General features: G+C 41.8%; 13 protein-coding genes and 1 pseudogene. 10 read left to right on the top strand and 4 right to left on the bottom strand.

Annotated features, from left to right (window positions below; genetic code table 11):
* Window positions 1–5 precede the first annotated feature (5 nt).
* The 4 genes and pseudogenes from ACU8V8_RS10825 to mnmC form a co-directional block, all read right to left on the bottom strand.
* On the bottom strand, window positions 6–1,487 hold the full coding sequence (locus tag ACU8V8_RS10825; RefSeq protein ID WP_446887481.1) for a methyl-accepting chemotaxis protein: 1,482 nt from the start codon (window positions 1,485–1,487) through the stop codon (window positions 6–8).
* Window positions 1,484–2,338, bottom strand: a complete 855-nt coding sequence (locus ACU8V8_RS10820; RefSeq protein WP_446887480.1) for a hypothetical protein — start codon at window positions 2,336–2,338, stop codon at window positions 1,484–1,486. Before ACU8V8_RS10820 ends, ACU8V8_RS10825 begins: the two co-directional genes overlap by 4 nt.
* 111 nt (window positions 2,339–2,449) lie before the next feature.
* Window positions 2,450–2,776: a hypothetical protein gene (locus ACU8V8_RS10815; protein WP_446887479.1), complete on the bottom strand. Its 327-nt coding sequence runs from the start codon at window positions 2,774–2,776 to the stop codon at window positions 2,450–2,452.
* Between the two features lie 34 nt (window positions 2,777–2,810).
* A pseudogene (gene mnmC, locus ACU8V8_RS10810) lies at window positions 2,811–4,828 on the bottom strand (bifunctional tRNA (5-methylaminomethyl-2-thiouridine)(34)-methyltransferase MnmD/FAD-dependent 5-carboxymethylaminomethyl-2-thiouridine(34) oxidoreductase MnmC).
* A gap of 182 nt (window positions 4,829–5,010) precedes the next feature.
* Here mnmC and fabB point away from each other — a divergent pair.
* The 10 genes from fabB (at window position 5,011) to ACU8V8_RS10760 (ending at window position 17,409) form a co-directional block, all read left to right on the top strand.
* Window positions 5,011–6,225 carry a beta-ketoacyl-ACP synthase I gene (fabB, locus tag ACU8V8_RS10805; RefSeq protein WP_446887478.1) on the top strand — a complete coding sequence of 405 codons (1,215 nt, stop codon included), beginning with the start codon at window positions 5,011–5,013 and terminating at the stop codon, window positions 6,223–6,225.
* A 109-nt stretch (window positions 6,226–6,334) separates the two neighbouring features.
* Window positions 6,335–7,477: a 4-phosphoerythronate dehydrogenase gene (locus tag ACU8V8_RS10800; protein ID WP_446887477.1), complete on the top strand. Its 1,143-nt coding sequence runs from the start codon at window positions 6,335–6,337 to the stop codon at window positions 7,475–7,477.
* 13 nt (window positions 7,478–7,490) lie between these two features.
* Window positions 7,491–8,507 carry an aspartate-semialdehyde dehydrogenase gene (locus ACU8V8_RS10795; RefSeq protein WP_446887476.1) on the top strand — a complete coding sequence of 339 codons (1,017 nt, stop codon included), beginning with the start codon at window positions 7,491–7,493 and terminating at the stop codon, window positions 8,505–8,507.
* A 358-nt stretch (window positions 8,508–8,865) separates the two neighbouring features.
* Window positions 8,866–9,267: a FimV/HubP family polar landmark protein gene (locus tag ACU8V8_RS10790; protein ID WP_446887475.1), complete on the top strand. Its 402-nt coding sequence runs from the start codon at window positions 8,866–8,868 to the stop codon at window positions 9,265–9,267.
* The gene (locus ACU8V8_RS10785) at window positions 9,218–12,964 is read left to right on the top strand and encodes a FimV/HubP family polar landmark protein (protein WP_446887474.1); all 3,747 of its coding nucleotides are present in this window, start codon (window positions 9,218–9,220) and stop codon (window positions 12,962–12,964) included. The genes ACU8V8_RS10790 and ACU8V8_RS10785 overlap by 50 nt, the downstream gene beginning before the upstream one ends.
* 117 nt (window positions 12,965–13,081) lie before the next feature.
* Entirely contained in the window at window positions 13,082–13,876 is a 795-nt protein-coding gene (truA, locus tag ACU8V8_RS10780) for a tRNA pseudouridine(38-40) synthase TruA (RefSeq protein ID WP_446887473.1), read from the top strand.
* Between the two features lie 151 nt (window positions 13,877–14,027).
* Entirely contained in the window at window positions 14,028–14,903 is an 876-nt protein-coding gene (gene accD / locus ACU8V8_RS10775) for an acetyl-CoA carboxylase, carboxyltransferase subunit beta (protein ID WP_446887472.1), read from the top strand.
* 25 nt (window positions 14,904–14,928) lie between these two features.
* Window positions 14,929–16,194 carry a bifunctional tetrahydrofolate synthase/dihydrofolate synthase gene (folC, locus tag ACU8V8_RS10770; RefSeq protein ID WP_446887471.1) on the top strand — a complete coding sequence of 422 codons (1,266 nt, stop codon included), beginning with the start codon at window positions 14,929–14,931 and terminating at the stop codon, window positions 16,192–16,194.
* 11 nt (window positions 16,195–16,205) lie between these two features.
* Complete coding sequence (locus tag ACU8V8_RS10765; RefSeq protein ID WP_446889624.1) at window positions 16,206–16,853, top strand: SPOR domain-containing protein; 648 nt, start codon at window positions 16,206–16,208, stop codon at window positions 16,851–16,853.
* A gap of 61 nt (window positions 16,854–16,914) precedes the next feature.
* Window positions 16,915–17,409, top strand: a complete 495-nt coding sequence (locus tag ACU8V8_RS10760) for a CvpA family protein (protein ID WP_058561253.1) — start codon at window positions 16,915–16,917, stop codon at window positions 17,407–17,409.
* Window position 17,410 lies beyond the last annotated feature (1 nt).

Raw genomic sequence — 17,410 nt, 5'->3', positions numbered from 1 at the left:
AACGTTTAATATTTAAATAACCCTAATTTTTGTACAATGCCTTTTTCAAGATCATTTAGTTGCTTTATGGTCTCGTCAAGATGTTCGGCTTCTTGTGCTAATGATTTTGCACCGTGGTTAATTTGTTCCATCGTGGTTAAAATTCCTTGTGTGGTCAAGGTTTGTTGTTCTGAGCTTGCAGCAATACGCTCATTCATGAGGTTTATTTCGTCGACTTGTTCTGCAATATTATGAAACACATGTTGGCTTTGTTCATTAGCATTGATCACTTGGCTACTAACGTGTTTGCTTTTTTGTGAGGCGGCTACACATTCACTGGCGTTTGTTTGCAGTGCATCAATAATACTCTCAATTTCAGAGGTTGAATGATAAGTTTTACTCGCCAGTGCACGTACTTCATCAGCAACCACGGCAAAGCCTCGACCTGACTCACCTGCTCTTGCAGCCTCGATAGCGGCATTGAGGGCAAGTAAATTGGTCTGCTCGGCAATACTTTTTATTACATCGAGTACTTGGCTTATTTCACTGCTGCGACTGTCGAGTTGCTCCACCACGCTTGAAGTATGATCGAGTTGATTTTCAAGATCATGGATTAAGGTACTGTTATTACTCATGCTTAATTGGCCATCTTGACACAAGTTTTGCACTTTTGTAGTTTGATCTGCGGTTTGAGTTGCGCCAAATGCAATTTCTTTTGTGGCTTCACTGAGTTGACTCAAGGATGATGTTGCAGCATCAGTAAGTGCATATTCTTGCTCAGCTTCGTATTTAGATCTCATAGTGGCTTCGTTCACAGCGCCCGCGATGATTTCTAATTCAGTGGCCGTTGTACCAAGACTGGCAATAATTTGTTGGACTTCGTTAATAAAGCGATTAAACCCTGCTACTAAATAACCAATTTCATCACTCGATTGATAGTTAATCCGTTGGGTTAAATCGCCACCGCCGCGTACCAGCTCATCAACAAGTTGGTTCACACCAACAATAGGTTTAATTATGATAAAGCGACACACGTAAATGATTGTTACACCGAGCAGTAAAAACGAAATAGCCAAAGTGATCACCATAGTTTTAACCGCTTTGAATATACCTTGATTGAGTGCATCTTGGCTGTATTTTATATTTATAGTGCCGATAGCTTGATCTGAAACAGACAAGGGTAACTGATGAGCGATTACGTTTTTTGTATTACTTTGTTGGCCTACGTTGCCTAAACGTTTATTACGATGATCAACTACTTCGATATGCTGAATATTGTGGTTTTTAGCAAAAGCATTAATTATTTGTGCAATCAGTGGCTTATCGTATGAAAAAACAGGCTCAGCCAAAATGACGGTTAATTGTTGATCCAGTGCCGTGATATTTTCTTGCCACTGCTGCGTTTCACTATTTTTTAATAAGTAATAGTTAACGCTAACCACAAAGCCAAATATGATAACGAGACAAATGCTCAGTGCGATAGTTATTTTGTATTGTAATGACTTCATTGTGTTGTTGTACTCTCATTAAGTGGGTCGAACCAAAGCTCTGAGCGAGATAAAGGGGTCATTGAACTTAAATCTGGGTTGCTAAGAGGGATAATAATACGTTGTTTTAAAAGTGCTTTTTGCAATACCATTTGTACTTGGCTGTCGCTAAAAAACATGCTGTTAAAGCTGCCATCTTTGACCATATCATTCAATGATTGCGTCAGCTTTTGTGCTAGTTGCGTGTTTTCTTTGGCAACAAAAAAATACAGCGGTGCGGTGTATTTTAATAGTACATATGGATCTACCGTTAGATTTAGATCTCGGTGATTGACTATTTCATCCCAAGGCTCATTTACACCACGAGGGAAGTAATCGAAACGGCCACCTTCAAGCATAGGGAACAGATTTGGGTACTTTAGTGTGGTGACTACATTCAAGCCGTTTTCTTTTAAAATGGTTGTATCAGGCCATGTTTTACCTTGACCAGCACGAAACTTTTTTAAGTCAGCAATATTATTGACATGCTTAAACAACTCAGCATTTTGTTGGGTTACGATTGCTAAGCGCATCCCTAACAAACCTCTAAACAGCGGAATGTATATCGCTTGGTAGTTTTGCTCAAGGGACTGTGATGTCATGCTCCACATTACATCAAGCTGGCCTATCTTTACATCGTTTAAAATGCGCGCATTTGAAATGTCTTTATCACTTTCATATGGATGACTGTAATCTAAGTTGGCATTGTTTAAAGCTGCAATGAGTAGCTTGTGGGGGAGGGATGTATCCTTTGAGTAACTTTGTAATTTAATAGGCTCGCCATAGCTAAAAAAGCTAATCAAGAGCACTAGAGTTAAAGGTAAATAGCGCATAAAAAACCGCATTGTTATAATTGTGTTAATTACAAACTACGGTTGTTTTAAAGTCAGCTCAACCTTTTGTTATATGCATACGTATTCACAGTGATTTAGGACAACTAGCGATTACTTTGCAAGCATTATTGCGATCTCGGTTTTATAGTCATTTGTGTATAGGCTGATGCGGATATTTTCATTTCCTACCGCGTAAAATAGTGTCATACGTGAGTTATCACCGCGGGTTAATTGTGGTTTACCTAGTTCTGAAATATAAAATGCAGCAATATCAGCTACAGATTGCGCAGAATAACCGGTTTGTACAAGCGGGTACTCATCAGTAACTTGTAGCGTAGGCTTAAAGTCATCGGGCAGAGGTACTGCGTCTAAATCAGCTACGCTGGTAAATGCAGTAAACACAAATGCGACGAGCATGGTCGTTATTATTTTGTTCACACTCTTTCCTTTTAAAGCTAAATGTTAGTTTTGATTAAATTTTATTACGGATTAAATCACGCACTATAAAGCGTGCAGGATGAATAGCTTGGCTAACCCGCTCACTGAGCGGGCTTGGCTCGTTATTCAAATTTGCAATTAAATGCTCAGCAGCCAAGGGGGCGCTGCAAAACCCTCGTGCGCCAAACCCTGTTAGTATGTGCAAGCCTTGTTGGGGCTTTTGCAGAGGCAGATACTGGTAGCGTTTACCTAAGCGTAGATTGGCAAATGCACTCACGTAATCTGTTTGCTCTACCCACTCACCGGCCATTGGTAGGTGATCAATAAAACTGCATCTTACAGCAGCCTTAGCTGAATCGATAGCACCTAAGCTGGTTGCAAAATCACATTGCCCATAAAAATTAAGCAGTTGCTCACGATTTGTAATGTTGTCCTGCTCGGTAACTTCGCGACTTTTTGAGTTTTTTTCAAAAGTGGCACCCATACAATGTTTACCTTGATAGGCAGGGGTAAAATACCCTTTATGACACAGTACTGTTTTAAGTTTTTTAGACGCCTCGCTCGCTTGTACATGGGATACCTGACCTCGCACACCTACAATGGGCAGTGCTTTCGTTTGTGTAAAACGGTCACTGTGCTCGCCAGCGCAAATAATAACATCACTAAATGGGCCGAATTGTTTATGCTCACTTTTGAGTATCCAACCATTGGCTGTTTTTTCAAGTGTATCAATGTCACAGTTAAAGTGACTTTGTATGTCTGACAGCGCACATGCTTGCTCAAAAAGAGCACTAACTAGTTGCGGCGGATTAACCCAACCAGCTAAGGGAAAATACACTCCAGCGTAACCAGACTCAATCCCCGCTATTTCATTTGCCTGCTCTGGGGTAACACTGTGCATTAACGCATTTGGCCAAAGTTGTTTGGTTTCAATATTTTGATGGCGCTCTGCTAAAGGTTGCTTAACAGCGTGTTGCAGCACTCCACACCATTGATGGTCATAGCTAAAGCCATTAGTAGTTAATTGCTGATACAAACGTTTTGCATATAAAAAGCTATGGGCAAAAAATTCGCTGTGAGGTGAGTTTTTTGCCTGAAGGTGAGGATAAACAGCACCTTGCACATTATGAGAGGCACCCATCGCAAGTTGACTGTCTTGGCAAAATAGCTGGCTATGAATACCGCGTTTGGCCAAGCTATAAAGCACTGCACTGCTGGCAATGCCACCGCCTATCACCGCAACATTGTTTAATTCACTTGCTTGGTTAGCAAAGTAGGGCGGGGCGGAATGCGCGGCATTTGCTTGTACTAACTTGCCCGTTAGCATTTCTCGTTTGCGGCCAAAGCCTTTGGCTTTTTGTATTTCAAAGCCTGCTGCTATTAATCCTCTTCGTACAAAACCTGCTGCCGTAAAGGTAGCTAATGTTGCACTGTTACGAGAGATATCAATCATCAAATTAAATAAACTTTGCTGCCACATTTCGGGATTTTTGCTGGGGCGAAACCGTCTAGATACCATGCATCGATAACTCCCGATGGTGAATAACTCATGTTGTTAATTGCGTCTTGCACATCACCAAAATGTAAGTCGAGCACTATTTGGCCGTTTTCAAACTCAAGACGGTGGCAGCCAGCTAAGTTTATCGGGTGGTTCGCAACAAGTTGTTCACTCAATGATGCCAATTCGGGCCAAGCTTGTAATGCTTTTGCCAAATCGTTTTTTTTCATTGGGTATTTTTCAAAAGAAATAAAATGTAAGCGGTTAACGTTTTGTTGCTTTTGAACTTTATTCTCGTCATGCTGCCTATTAGCTAAGTGATTTTTAAATTGCAGCCACGAATTAAGAAAGTTAAGTCCAGTACCAAAGCCTGTTTCGCCAATAACAAAATGTGCTTGGTCATGATTTTGTAATCGTCTGGGAATATCATTTTGTTGATAGAATACGTAATTGGACTCTGCTAGACCGTCGTCGTTAGAGAAATACACGTCGTCGAAGTTATCTGCAACGGGAGTGCCTAGGTGATTAAAGTGAATATCAGCGTTTTTGATCATGGCATGCAATTAATTAAAGAGTACTTTTTTTTCATTATTTTACGTGTTTTCTTTGAAATAGTCTGGCGTTATTTATAAGCTATACGTTCAGAGTACATGTGTACGCTAGAAAGCTGACCACTTAGTTATAAAATTCAGCGTAAAATAGATCACAATTTAGTATCAAGCTAAGGTAATTACCCATGAGAAGAGCCGTTATTACGGGCATCGGTGTTGTATCAAGCATCGGCAACAACAAAGAAGAAGTTTTAGAATCGTTAAAAACAGGTAAAAGCGGCATTGCTTTTAACCAAGAATTTGCCGATTACAAGTTACGAAGTAACGTATCGGGTCAAATTGATATTGACGTAAAAGAGTTTGTTGACCGTAAAGCAATGCGCTTTATGGGTGATGCAGCTGCCTATTCTTACATTTCAATGCAACAAGCGATTGAAGATGCTGGCTTAAATGAAGAACAAGTTTCAAATGAACGCACAGGACTATTAGTTGGCTCAGGTGGCGGTTCATCAAAATGGCAAGTTGAAGCCGCAGACATTTTACGTGAAAAAGGCGTAAAACGTGTAGGCCCTTATATGGTACCACGTACTATGGCGAGCACCACATCAGCGTGTTTGGCAACACCATTTAAAATCAAAGGTGTGAACTATTCAATTAGTTCTGCGTGTGCAACATCGGCGCATTGTATTGGTCATGCTGTTGAGCAAATCCAACTTGGCAAACAAGATGTAATTTTTGCCGGTGGTGGTGAAGAGTTGCACTGGACCCTTGCGATGGAATTTGACGCAATGGGCGCGCTTTCTACAAAATACAACGAAACACCAGAGCAAGCATCACGTACATATGATGCAAACCGCGATGGTTTTGTTATTTCTGGCGGCGGCGGTATCGTTGTTGTTGAAGAACTTGAGCATGCCCTTGCTCGTGGTGCGCACATTTATGCTGAAATTACTGGCTATGGCGCAACATCTGACGGCTACGACATGGTCGCACCATCAGGTGAAGGTGCAGTACGTTGTATGCGCCAAGCGATGCAAGACCTTGATGGTGGCATCGACTATTTGAATACCCATGGTACATCGACACCTGTGGGTGATGTTAAAGAGCTTGGTGCAATTCAAGAAGTATTTGGTGGTAATTCACCGATGATCAGTGCAACCAAAGCAATGACAGGGCATGCACTTGGTGCAGCAGGTGTGCATGAAGCTATTTTCTCATTACTAATGCTTGAGCATGGCTTTGTTGCTCCATCAATCAATATTGATGAATTAGACGAGCAAGCAGCAGGCTTAAATATTGTGACTGAACGCAAAGACGTTGAGTTAAACACTGTTATGTCTAATAGCTTTGGTTTTGGTGGCACTAATGCCACACTTGTTATGAGCAAATATAAAGGCTAATTAAAAGCTTGAAAATATAAAAGCCGAGCAAAAATGCTCGGCTTTTTCGTTTGTGCTAGTAGGGGGTTGTTAGTTACAATACCGCTCCTTTGAGTAAACGAGTCCGTTAATGAAGATACTTGCAGATCAAAATATGCCCTTAGTTGAACAATACTTCGCAGATTTAGGGCGAGTGGAGCGTTTTGATGGCCGTGCATTGCAAAGCGATCAATTAGTGGATGCCGATGTGTTACTTACCCGCTCAGTTACGCAAGTAAACGAGGCGCTTTTAAGCAAAGCAAATAAGCTTAAATTTGTCGGGACTGCTACCATCGGGGTGGATCATATTGACACTGATTTACTCACTCAACGAGGAATAGCCTTCACCAGTGCACCGGGTTGTAATGCCGTTGCGGTTGCAGAGTATGTGATGAGCAGCCTGTTCGCGCTAGCACAAGAAAATGCCAGCAGTATTGAAGGCAAGACTATTGGTATTGTGGGAGTTGGCAGTATTGGTAGTTGCCTACGAGAGAAACTTTCGGCTTTAGATGTAAACGTACTTGTTTGCGACCCGCCTAAGCATGAAGCAGGTTTACTGGCAGAGCATTGCGATCTGGACACACTCCTTACACAATCTGATATTGTGACTTTTCATGTACCTTTAGTAAAAACAGGTAAACACAGTACCTTACACTTAATGAACAAAGCACGATTAGCTGCTTTAAAAAATGGTGTGACTTTGATCAATGCCAGTCGTGGAGATGTCATTGACAACCACGCTTTACTTGAACTAATGCAAGGTGGCGCTGCACTCGATTTAGTGTTAGATGTGTGGGAAAACGAACCCACTATTTTAACCGAGCTACTTGATTACGTGCGCTTTGCCAGTGTTCACATAGCAGGGCACACGTTAGAAGGTAAAGCGCGCGGTACACAAATGCTGTATCAAGCACTGTGTAATATAGAGGGGCTAAAAGCTGATAAGTCTTTGGCTGATTTTTTACCTAAGCCGAGTGTTACAGATGTTTCATTGCAAGACACATTTACTCTTGCAGATCTTGGTCAACTGATACACCTAGTTTATGACGTGCGCCGTGACGATGGTATTTTACGTCGTCATCTAGCGTTGCAAGGGTTTGATAGCTTAAGAAAAAACTACCCCATTAGACGAGAATTTAGCACCGTAAGTATAACAGGTGCTGGGGACTATGCGCCCATACTGCGGGAGCTCGGTTTTAACATTTTAAATAATGGCCACATTGGCGATTATTAATAGAGGAATAAACATGTCACAAAAATACAATGTTGCTGTACTCGGTGCTACTGGCCTAGTTGGTCGTCAAATCATCGAAACTTTAGAAGACCGTAAGTTTCCTGTTGATCAATTATTTTTATTAGCAAGTAGCCGCAGCGCTGGCGAAGATATTAAGTTTCGTGGCGAAAACATTGAAGTACAAGATGTTGAAGGGTTTGACTTTAGCCAAGCCCACATAGGTTTGTTTTCGGCTGGCGGCAGCGTGTCTGAAAAGTACGCACCAATTGCAGCAGATGCGGGTTGTGTTGTTATCGACAACACTTCTCACTTTAGAAATGACTTTGAAGTACCTTTAGTGGTGCCTGAAGTAAATGCAGCAAGTTTAGCTGATTTTAGAAACCGCAATATCATTGCGAATCCTAATTGTTCAACCATTCAAATGATGGTCGCTTTGAAGCCAATTTATGATGCGTATGGTATCGATCGTATCAATGTGTCAACTTATCAAGCTGTATCTGGTGCAGGTAAAGAAGCCGTTGATGAGCTTGCCAAACAAACCGCAAATTTAATGAATGCACGTCCAATGGAGAATGAAATATTCCCTAAGCAAATTGCATTCAATGTTATCCCGCAGATTGATACTTTTGAAGAAAATGGCTACACCCGCGAAGAGATGAAAATGGTAAATGAAACCCATAAAATTCTTGGCGATACTACAGTAGCCGTAAACCCAACCTGTGTGAGAGTGCCTGTATTTTTTGGTCACTCAGAAGCGATTAGCATTGAAACGCGCATGCCTTATGATTTTGAGCATGTTAAGCAACTACTAAATGATGCACCAGGGCTTGAGCTTATTGAAGATGAAGGGGATTATCCAACAGCTGTTTCTGATGCAAGTGGTAACGATACAGTTTATGTCGGGCGCTTGCGCCAAGATATTTCTCACCCACATGGACTTAATATGTGGGTTGTTAGTGACAATACTCGTAAGGGTGCAGCAACTAACAGCGTACAAATTGCTGAAGAGCTAGTAGAAAACTACCTTTAGTCACATCTTTTAAAGCGGCATATTTGCCGCTTTTTATTTTTAAACTGCCAAATAATTGCCGCAACGTAACTAAAAGCGTATAAACTTAACCGTAACAATAGCAAATTCTTTCTGCTGATGAAGTTTAAGCGATTATGTTTCAATACGTTGCAATAGATATTACAACCTAACTGGTTTATAGTTTGTAACTGGAATAAAGCTTGCAGGAAATTTTAATTAACTATTAGTTTATGTAATTTAGTTTATGTAAGTTATTTTAATTTATATAAGTTATTTCTGTATGAAATAACCAATGTTTAAGCGCTCATACTCGCTATATAGCAGCGCTGCGTTAACATTTAAACATTAAAGGATCAGCATGCGCGGTTTAGCAACACTTCTTTTATTAGCGTCTGCATTGGTGGTTACACCAGTTTTCGGCCAAGATGGTGCCCAGCTTAAGGGACCAAAAGGGGTCGATTATGGCGTCCAAGGGCGCTCAATCGGGCCAATCAAACCAACCGATACACTTTGGCGTATCGCAGCGAAGGTGCGCCAAGATAACTCTGTTAGCATTTACCAAGTCATGCAAGCCTTGTATGAGAAAAACCCTAATTCATTTTTAGATCAAAACTTAAATCATATGCGTGATGGCGCATACTTAAAAATCCCCACACTTGCTGAAATTCGCAGCGTAAACCCACAGCTAGCTAAACAACGTTCAGAGCAAGATGACGAACCTTTGGGAAAAGAAGAAAAATGGCACGCTAACAAAAAGTGAAATTTCAGCTTCACAAAAAAAAGTCACACAGGCTCGTAAAGTTGACGTAGACGAAGCCAAACAAGAACTAAAGCAAGAAATAAACACCATTAAAACAGAGCAAGGTACTCAGCTTGTTGAACTGCAAAACCAATTCAAGTCATCTGTAGAAAATGTTGAAGAAATATTAGTTGAAAATAATAAGCTTAAAGAGCAATTAACTGGAATTTCAAAAGAATTAGAAAATGTTCGCAACCAATTAGGACAAGACAGCGAAATACAACAGCAATTAAAAGAGCTCATTGCAAAACAAAATGAAATAATCGAGCAGCAAAAAGCAAAAAAGATTGAACAGGACAGTGAGTTTGACTTTGGCGCACTGTTAAATAATCCAATTGTCCTCATATTGCTTATGACAATTCCAGCTTTGTTAGTTATTTTCGCTGTGGTTATGTTTTTACGTAAGCGTAATAACAAAGAAGAGCCAAGTGACGTTGATGATGAATTTTTACCGCAAAGCCCAACTTATCCAGAAGAAGATGACCTTGACCTAGGGCCTTCATTAGATCCTATCATTCCTGATCCCGTTGATGACGAACTGAACGACATTGGTGTTCAACTTGATGACAGCCTAGAAACGGATATGTTGCCTGATGATGACGACATTATTTTTGATGATAACATTGACGATACATTTGAAGAGGGCGACAGCCTTCTCGATCAAGATGAGCTTGATGGGCTGCTTGGAGATGACATTGTTTTTGATGATGAAAAATCTGAAGGCCAAGATGATGACCTAGATATTTTCTTGCAGCAAGACTTTGATCAAAATGATGACGATAGTTTAGGGGATGATATTGACCTAGATGCGGATAAAAATGATGGTGATATTTTAAGTGCCAGTGATCTAGATGACTTATTTGCAAATGAAGAAGATGAGTCTGTGCAAACAAGCGAAAAGTCAGAGGATGCAGCACAGGAAAACACGGATGATGAACTAGCTGCGCTCAGCGAAGAGCTTGCAGATGAAGATGACGATTTTGATATCGACAGCCTCATTGATGAAGCGGCTGAGCCAGCACCAGAGCAGCCAGCTGAATTAGTTGAAGAAGACGATGAATTCGATTTAGATGATATCGACAGCCTTATTGATGAAGCAGCCGAGTCAGAGCCAGAACCAGAGCAGCCAGCTGAATTAGTTGAAGAAGACGATGAATTCGATTTAGATGATATCGACAGCCTCATTGATGAAGCGGCCGAGTCAGAGCCAGAACCAGAGCAGCCAGCCGAATTAGTTGAAGAAGACGATGAGTTTGATTTAGATGATATCGACAGCCTTATTGATGAAGCGGCCGAGTCTGAGCCAGCACCAGAGCAGCCAGCTGAATTAGTTGAAGAAGACGATGAGTTTGATTTAGATGATATCGACAGCCTTATTGATGAAGCAGCCGAGTCTGAGCCAGCACCAGAGCAGCCAGCTGAATTAGTTGAAGAAGACGATGAATTCGATTTAGATGATATCGACAGCCTTATTGATGAAGCAGCCGAGTCAGAGCCAGAACCAGCACCAGAGGCGGCACCAGAGCAGCCAGCCGAATTAGTTGAAGAAGACGATGAGTTTGATTTAGATGATATCGACAGCCTCATTGATGAAGCTGCCGAGCCAGAATCAACACCAGAGGCAGCACCAGAGCAGCCAGCCGAATTAGTTGAAGAAGACGATGAATTCGATTTAGATGATATCGACAGCCTTATTGATGAAGCGGCCGAGCCAGAGGCAGCACCAGAGCAGCCAGCTGAATTAGTTGAAGAAGACGATGAGTTTGATTTAGATGATATCGACAGCCTCATTGATGAAGCGGCCGAGCCAGAGGCAGCACCAGAGCAGCCAGCCGAATTAGTTGAAGAAGACGATGAATTCGATTTAGATGATATCGAAGAGCTTGCCGATGATCGTAATTCTGAGTTAGATGAAGCTCTTGCCGATTCAATTGAGGAGCTGTCAGGTGCACAAGACGATCTCAATATTGATGAAGTAGAAAGCATTGCATCTTCACTTACAGACGAGCCAGAGCCAGAGCTAGAAGCTGAGCCAGAGCTAGAAGCTGAGCCAGAGCCAGAAGCTGAGCCAGAGCCAGAAGCTGAGCCAGAGCTAGAAGCTGAGCCAGAGCCAGAAGCTGAGCCAGAACTAGAAGCTGAGCCAGAGCCAGAGCCAGAAGCTGAGCCAGAGCTAGAAACTGAGCCAGAGCTAGAAGCTGAGCCAGAGCTTGAAGATGATCCATCAGAAGTGATGATGGATGAGGACGATTTATTAGATGAATATAACGATCCATCATTAAAAAGTGTTGATGAACTCTTAAATGAGCTACAGCAAGAAGACGACTACGTACCCACGCCAGAGTGGTCTGATGTTGATGATCTCAATAAAGAGTTAAACGATACACTTGATGATGAAATCGAAGAAATCGAGATTGATTTAGGTGATGACCCTCTTGCTGACGAAGAGGCCACCCCAGATCTTGAGCAAGAAAGTGAAGAGCTTGACAGTGAACTCGTTACACCCAGCGAAGAACTTGAAGAGTATCCAGAGCTGGAGTTAGATAGCGAAGAGCTAGTTGAAGATTTAGCACAAGATACTGGCGAGTTACAAGTAAGCCAAGCCGAGCAAGATCTTGCCAGTGCGATGGCAGGTGGACAAGACTTAGATAGCTTAGAATACGATTTTGATGACGAGCAGCTAATTGAGGATGAGTTACTTGACGATGTATTGTTAGATAACCCAACAGATATAGCTGAAACAACAGAGCCTGAGCCAGCGCAAGCAGATACCTCTATTTCTGAAGATGCAATAAGTGAATCACAGCAAACAGAGCAGGATTCATCTGATCAGTTACAACAGGATGAGCAAGCAGACTTACAGCTAAGCCAAGCTGAACAAGACCTCGCTGATGCTATGTCAAACAATCAAGATTTTGACTCATTAGAGCAAGACTTTGATGACGAGCCATTAATGGGTGATGAGCTGCTTGCTGATGATCAAGACAATGTTGAAAACGAAGAGCAGATCAAACATGAGCCAACTTTTGATAGTCACGATGTTGACAATGATGAACTCAATGAAGAGTTACTAACGAACACAAATAGCGGCGATGTAGCTAATGAGCTAGAAAGCACAATTGATGAAAGTAACTTATCTGATGATCAGCTCGATGATGACTTTATGGCTGATCTTACGCAAACTGATTTTGATGCATTACTCAGTGAGCTTGCAGAGCCTGAGCCACTCAATCTAGATGATAATGCAGAATTTGACGTTGATTTTAATGCGCTGCTAAATGAAGACTTAGCAGAGCTTGATGAATTAACTGAAGATGCTGATGTGCCAGCTGTCCCACAGGCAGAACAAGATTCTGATGATGAGTTTGTAGATATTGATGCTTTAATTGAACAAAGTGACGATGCAACAGCAGAGCATGAACCTTATGACGATGTAGATATGGATGTTGGCTTGGGTGAATTTGATGCTTTATTAGCTGGAGATAACCCGACTGATGTTGATTTAGAAAGTGGTGGTTATTCAGCAAAACTCGACTTAGCCCGCGCATATATTGAAATTGACGATATGGATTCAGCGCTTGATGCAATTGAGGATGTCATTGCCAATGGCCCAGAAGAAGTACAGCAAGAAGCGCAGAGCTTAAAAGCCAAATTGGTGTAAAAACTAAGCGTTAGCAGCAAAGGGCATGAACGCGAGTTTATGCCCTTTTTGCTTTTATTAGCTTGCTATATAGCATAAAATGCCCCGTTCATTAGTACAGTAGGTAAAGCAGTAATTATGCGAGTAGCACTTGGAGTTGAATACAACGGCGCCCGATACAGTGGTTGGCAGCGTCAGTCACATGTTAATAGTGTACAACAAGAAGTAGAGACAGCGCTTTCGCGTATTTGTAATCATCCGGTTGAAATCGTGTGCGCGGGGCGTACTGATGCCGGCGTACATGGCACCGGTCAGGTGGTACACTTTGAAACAAACGCTGAGCGTGAAATGGTGGCATTTACTATGGGTATGAACACTTTATTACCTAAAGATATTGCGATTCGATTTGCCAAACCTGTCAGTGAAGATTTTCACGCCCGCTTTAGTGCAACCGCAAGACGTTACCGCTACGTAATCTACAATTATTCATATCGCGGTGCCATTATGAATGAGGGGGTTACACACTTTCATCACCCATTAGATGAAGTGAAAATGCAACAAGCATGTCAGTATCTAATCGGTGAGCATGACTTTACTTCGTTTCGTGCGTTACATTGCCAAGCTAATACCGCTAATCGTACTATTCACCATTTATCAGTTAAGCGCCAAGGGGATTATGTAATCATTGATATAAAAGCAAATGCTTTTTTACATCATATGGTGCGAAATATTACCGGATGCTTGATGGATATTGGCTTGCATAAGCATCAGCCCGTATGGCTGAAAGAATTATTAGACTTAAAAGAGCGCGCAAAAGCCAGTGCCACTGCCAAAGCAGCGGGCTTGTATTTAGTTGACGTGGATTACCCAGCACAATTTGAAATACCATCAACCCCTTTAGGGCCGTTGTTTTTAGCTGATTCAGATAAATAAGTGCTTTTAAGGCGATAAAAACTCACGGTTATCCTACTACTAAGACCAGTTTTTTATACCGTCGGCGCGTAATTCATGTTTTAATTGAAAAAATTGTCTGCCTGTATATACGGGCAGGAAGCGACACAGAACAGCATTAAGAGAGTTGCAAATGAGTTGGTTAGAAAAAATCTTACCTAAAACGACAAAATCTTCAGGCCGTAAAGAGATCCCAGAAGGGGTTTGGGCTAAATGTACAGATTGTGATTCGATTTTATATAAAGCAGAATTAGAAAAATCATTAAATGTCTGCCCTAAGTGCGATCACCATATGCGTGTAAGTGGGCGTAAACGTCTAGAGCATTTCTTAGATGATGCCGATCGTCAAGAGCTTGGTACTGAACATGAACCAAAAGATGTTTTGAAATTTAAAGATTCTAAAAAGTATTCAGACCGCATTAGCGCAGCGCAAAAGGCCAGTGGTGAAAAAGACGCACTAGTTGCAATGAAAGGCCGCCTCAAAGGAATTCCTGTTGCCGCTGTTGCTTTTGAGTTTTCATTTATGGGTGGCTCAATGGCGTCGGTTGTTGGCGCGCGTTTTGTTGATGCCGTAGACCAATGTTTAGAACATAACATGCCGCTTATTTGTTTTTCTGCCTCAGGCGGTGCACGCATGCAAGAAGCACTTATGTCGCTAATGCAAATGGCTAAAACCAGTGCTGCACTTGCTAAAATGAGCGAAAAAGGTTTGCCGTTTATCTCTGTTATGACCGACCCCACAATGGGTGGTGTATCAGCATCATTAGCAATGTTAGGTGATATCAATGTTGCAGAGCCAAAAGCGTTAATTGGTTTTGCTGGGCCTCGCGTCATCGAACAAACAGTACGTGAAACCTTACCTGAAGGTTTTCAGCGCAGTGAATTCTTACTCGAGCACGGTGCAATCGACATGATTGTAGATCGTCGTGAGATGCGCGATACGTTAGCACGTGTACTGGCTAAATTTATGAACTTGCCTTCTACCGAACAAGAGCATAGAGTAGCGTAAATTTCAGCTTAACTGATTACACGCTATGACAAAAAATATTCCTAGCCAATCATCAAGCCTTGATGATTGGCTTTGTTATTTAGAAAGTGTTCACCCTGCAAATATTGCTATGGGCCTCGAACGTGTAGCCGATGTTGCCAACAACATTGGCTTATTAGACACCTCAAGTAAAATTATTCTGATTGCTGGAACGAACGGCAAAGGCACCACCGCGCGTTGTTTAGAGTCACTATTATTGGCTCAAGGGTACAGTGTGGGCACGTATGCTTCTCCACACCTAATTCATTACAATGAACGGGTTCGCATTAATGGTGCTGAGCTAGATGATCAATTCCATGTTGATGCTTTTGATTTGTTAGAGCAGGGCCGCGGAGAAACACCATTAACGTATTTTGAATATGGTACGTTGGGTGCGCTGGCTATATTTAAACGCCATAGCGTGGATTACGTGCTGCTTGAAGTGGGATTAGGTGGCCGGTTTGATGCAACCAACATTGTTACACCGTATGCCAGTGTTATTACTACGATTGATTTAGACCATAAAGAATACCTCGGTGATACCCGCGAATTAGTTGGCTATGATAAAGCCGGTATTTTTAGAACGGCGACTCCAGCAATTGTTGGCGATTTAAATATACCTCACACAGTAACCGATTACGGTACTGACATTGCGGCTAATATGTACCTATCTGGCCAAGACTTCACGTTTAATGAGCAAGCAGAAAGCTTCAGCTGGCAATTTAATGAACTGAGCTATCAGTTCGCAAAACCGGGTATACCGTGCCAAAATGCAGCGACTGCATTGACAACGTTGGCGGTTCTTGATTTATTACCAACACAAGAGGTAATAAAAGATTGCCTCACAAACCTTGTGGTAGAAGGGCGCTTTCAACAGCTCAGTACAGCGCCTTTGGTGTATACCGATGTAGCTCATAACCCTGAGTCGGCTCGCTACTTAACGCAAAAGTTAAAGCACTTGCGAGATCAAGGCTTTAAAGTTCATGCGTTAGTCGCTATGCTTGCAGATAAAGACAAAGTTGCTGTTTTGAGTGAAGTTAATGCTGTGGTTGATCAGTGGCACCTTGCAGGGCTTGACTGTTACCGTGGTGATACAGTAGAAAACTTAGCCAAAGCAATGGATAACGTGTGCACTGATGCAGCGCAAACTCAATCTCAAAATGTTGAGCTGGCACTCAGTCATGTGTTGCCAACTATTGATGAGCAATCAGTGTTAATTATTTTTGGCTCATTCTTTACGGTTGCAGCAGCAATTAAATATTGGAAAAAATAGAGAGAAATACGGTGAACTCAGGCTTTATAAATCGTTTAGTCGGCACAAGCATTGTAGTGATTGCAGCTATTATATTTATTCCAAATATATTGGATGGCGAAAAAGTACATTACAAAGAAGGCTTCAAAGCCATTCCTGAACGTCCTGAGTTCAAAACCATTGACTTACAAGATGCCATTGACGATAGCGTAGCGCATGTTGAACAACCCGATACACAAGCCATTGAAGATATTTCCAGTGATGACGCATTACTAGAAGAGAAAACTGAAACGGGTGACGCAGTAGCTGAATTTGCCGATGAGCAAAAAGTGGTGACAGTGTCAGCACCAAGCAATGAACCAACAGCACAAGTTGTTCCTAAAGTTGTTAAACCTAAGCCTGAACCTACTCGTAAGCCAGAAGAAAACCTCACGAAAATGGCTTATGTCATTCAATTAGGCAGTTTTTCTCATGCAGCGAATGTTAAATCTCTGCAAGCTAAACTCACTGCAAAAGGGTTTAAAACCTTTACTCGGCCTGTTAAAACACCGAATGGCACTTTAACCAAAGTTTTTGTAGGTCCATCGCTTGATAAGGCGCAACTTCAAAGCAAACTACCTGAATTAAAACAACTTACAAAATTAAACGGTAAAGTTACGCAATTCGAGGTAACAAAATGATCTGGCATTTAGCGTCATCCTCTTATAGAATGCGCCCCAAATTAACGACTAGTTGGTTATTATGATCTGGGTTGATTACGCCATACTTGGCATTATTGCACTGTCTACTATCATAGGTTTAATTCGTGGCTTTATAAAAGAAGCAATGTCTTTAGCTGTATGGGCTGGTGCATTCATCATCTCTAGCTTATTTTATCAATATTTAGCCTCCTTCCTAACCAGTATTTCTGAACCCCTTTTAAGAAATGCAGCGGCCATAGCCATATTATTCTTTGCGACGCTATTGTTAGGCGGAATGTTAAACTACCTCTTAGGTGAACTTGTACAACGTACAGGCTTATCTGGCACCGACCGTGTTTTTGGCATTGTCTTTGGTGCACTGCGTGGCGTGTTGGTCGTGAGCGCGTTACTCTTCTTTCTTGATGCTTTTACCGGTGCGCCAAACACGCATTGGTGGGGTAATTCTATTTTGATCCCAGAATTTGGCTTTGTTGTTGAGTGGTTTTTTTCATACCTCGAAAACAATTCAAGCTTTTTAAATTCGGTCAACCGTTAAT

It is taken from the genome of Pseudoalteromonas sp. SaAl2 (genome assembly GCF_052947895.1).
Note: the sequence above shows the minus strand (reverse complement) of the source record. Positions and strands in the feature narration are given on the sequence as shown.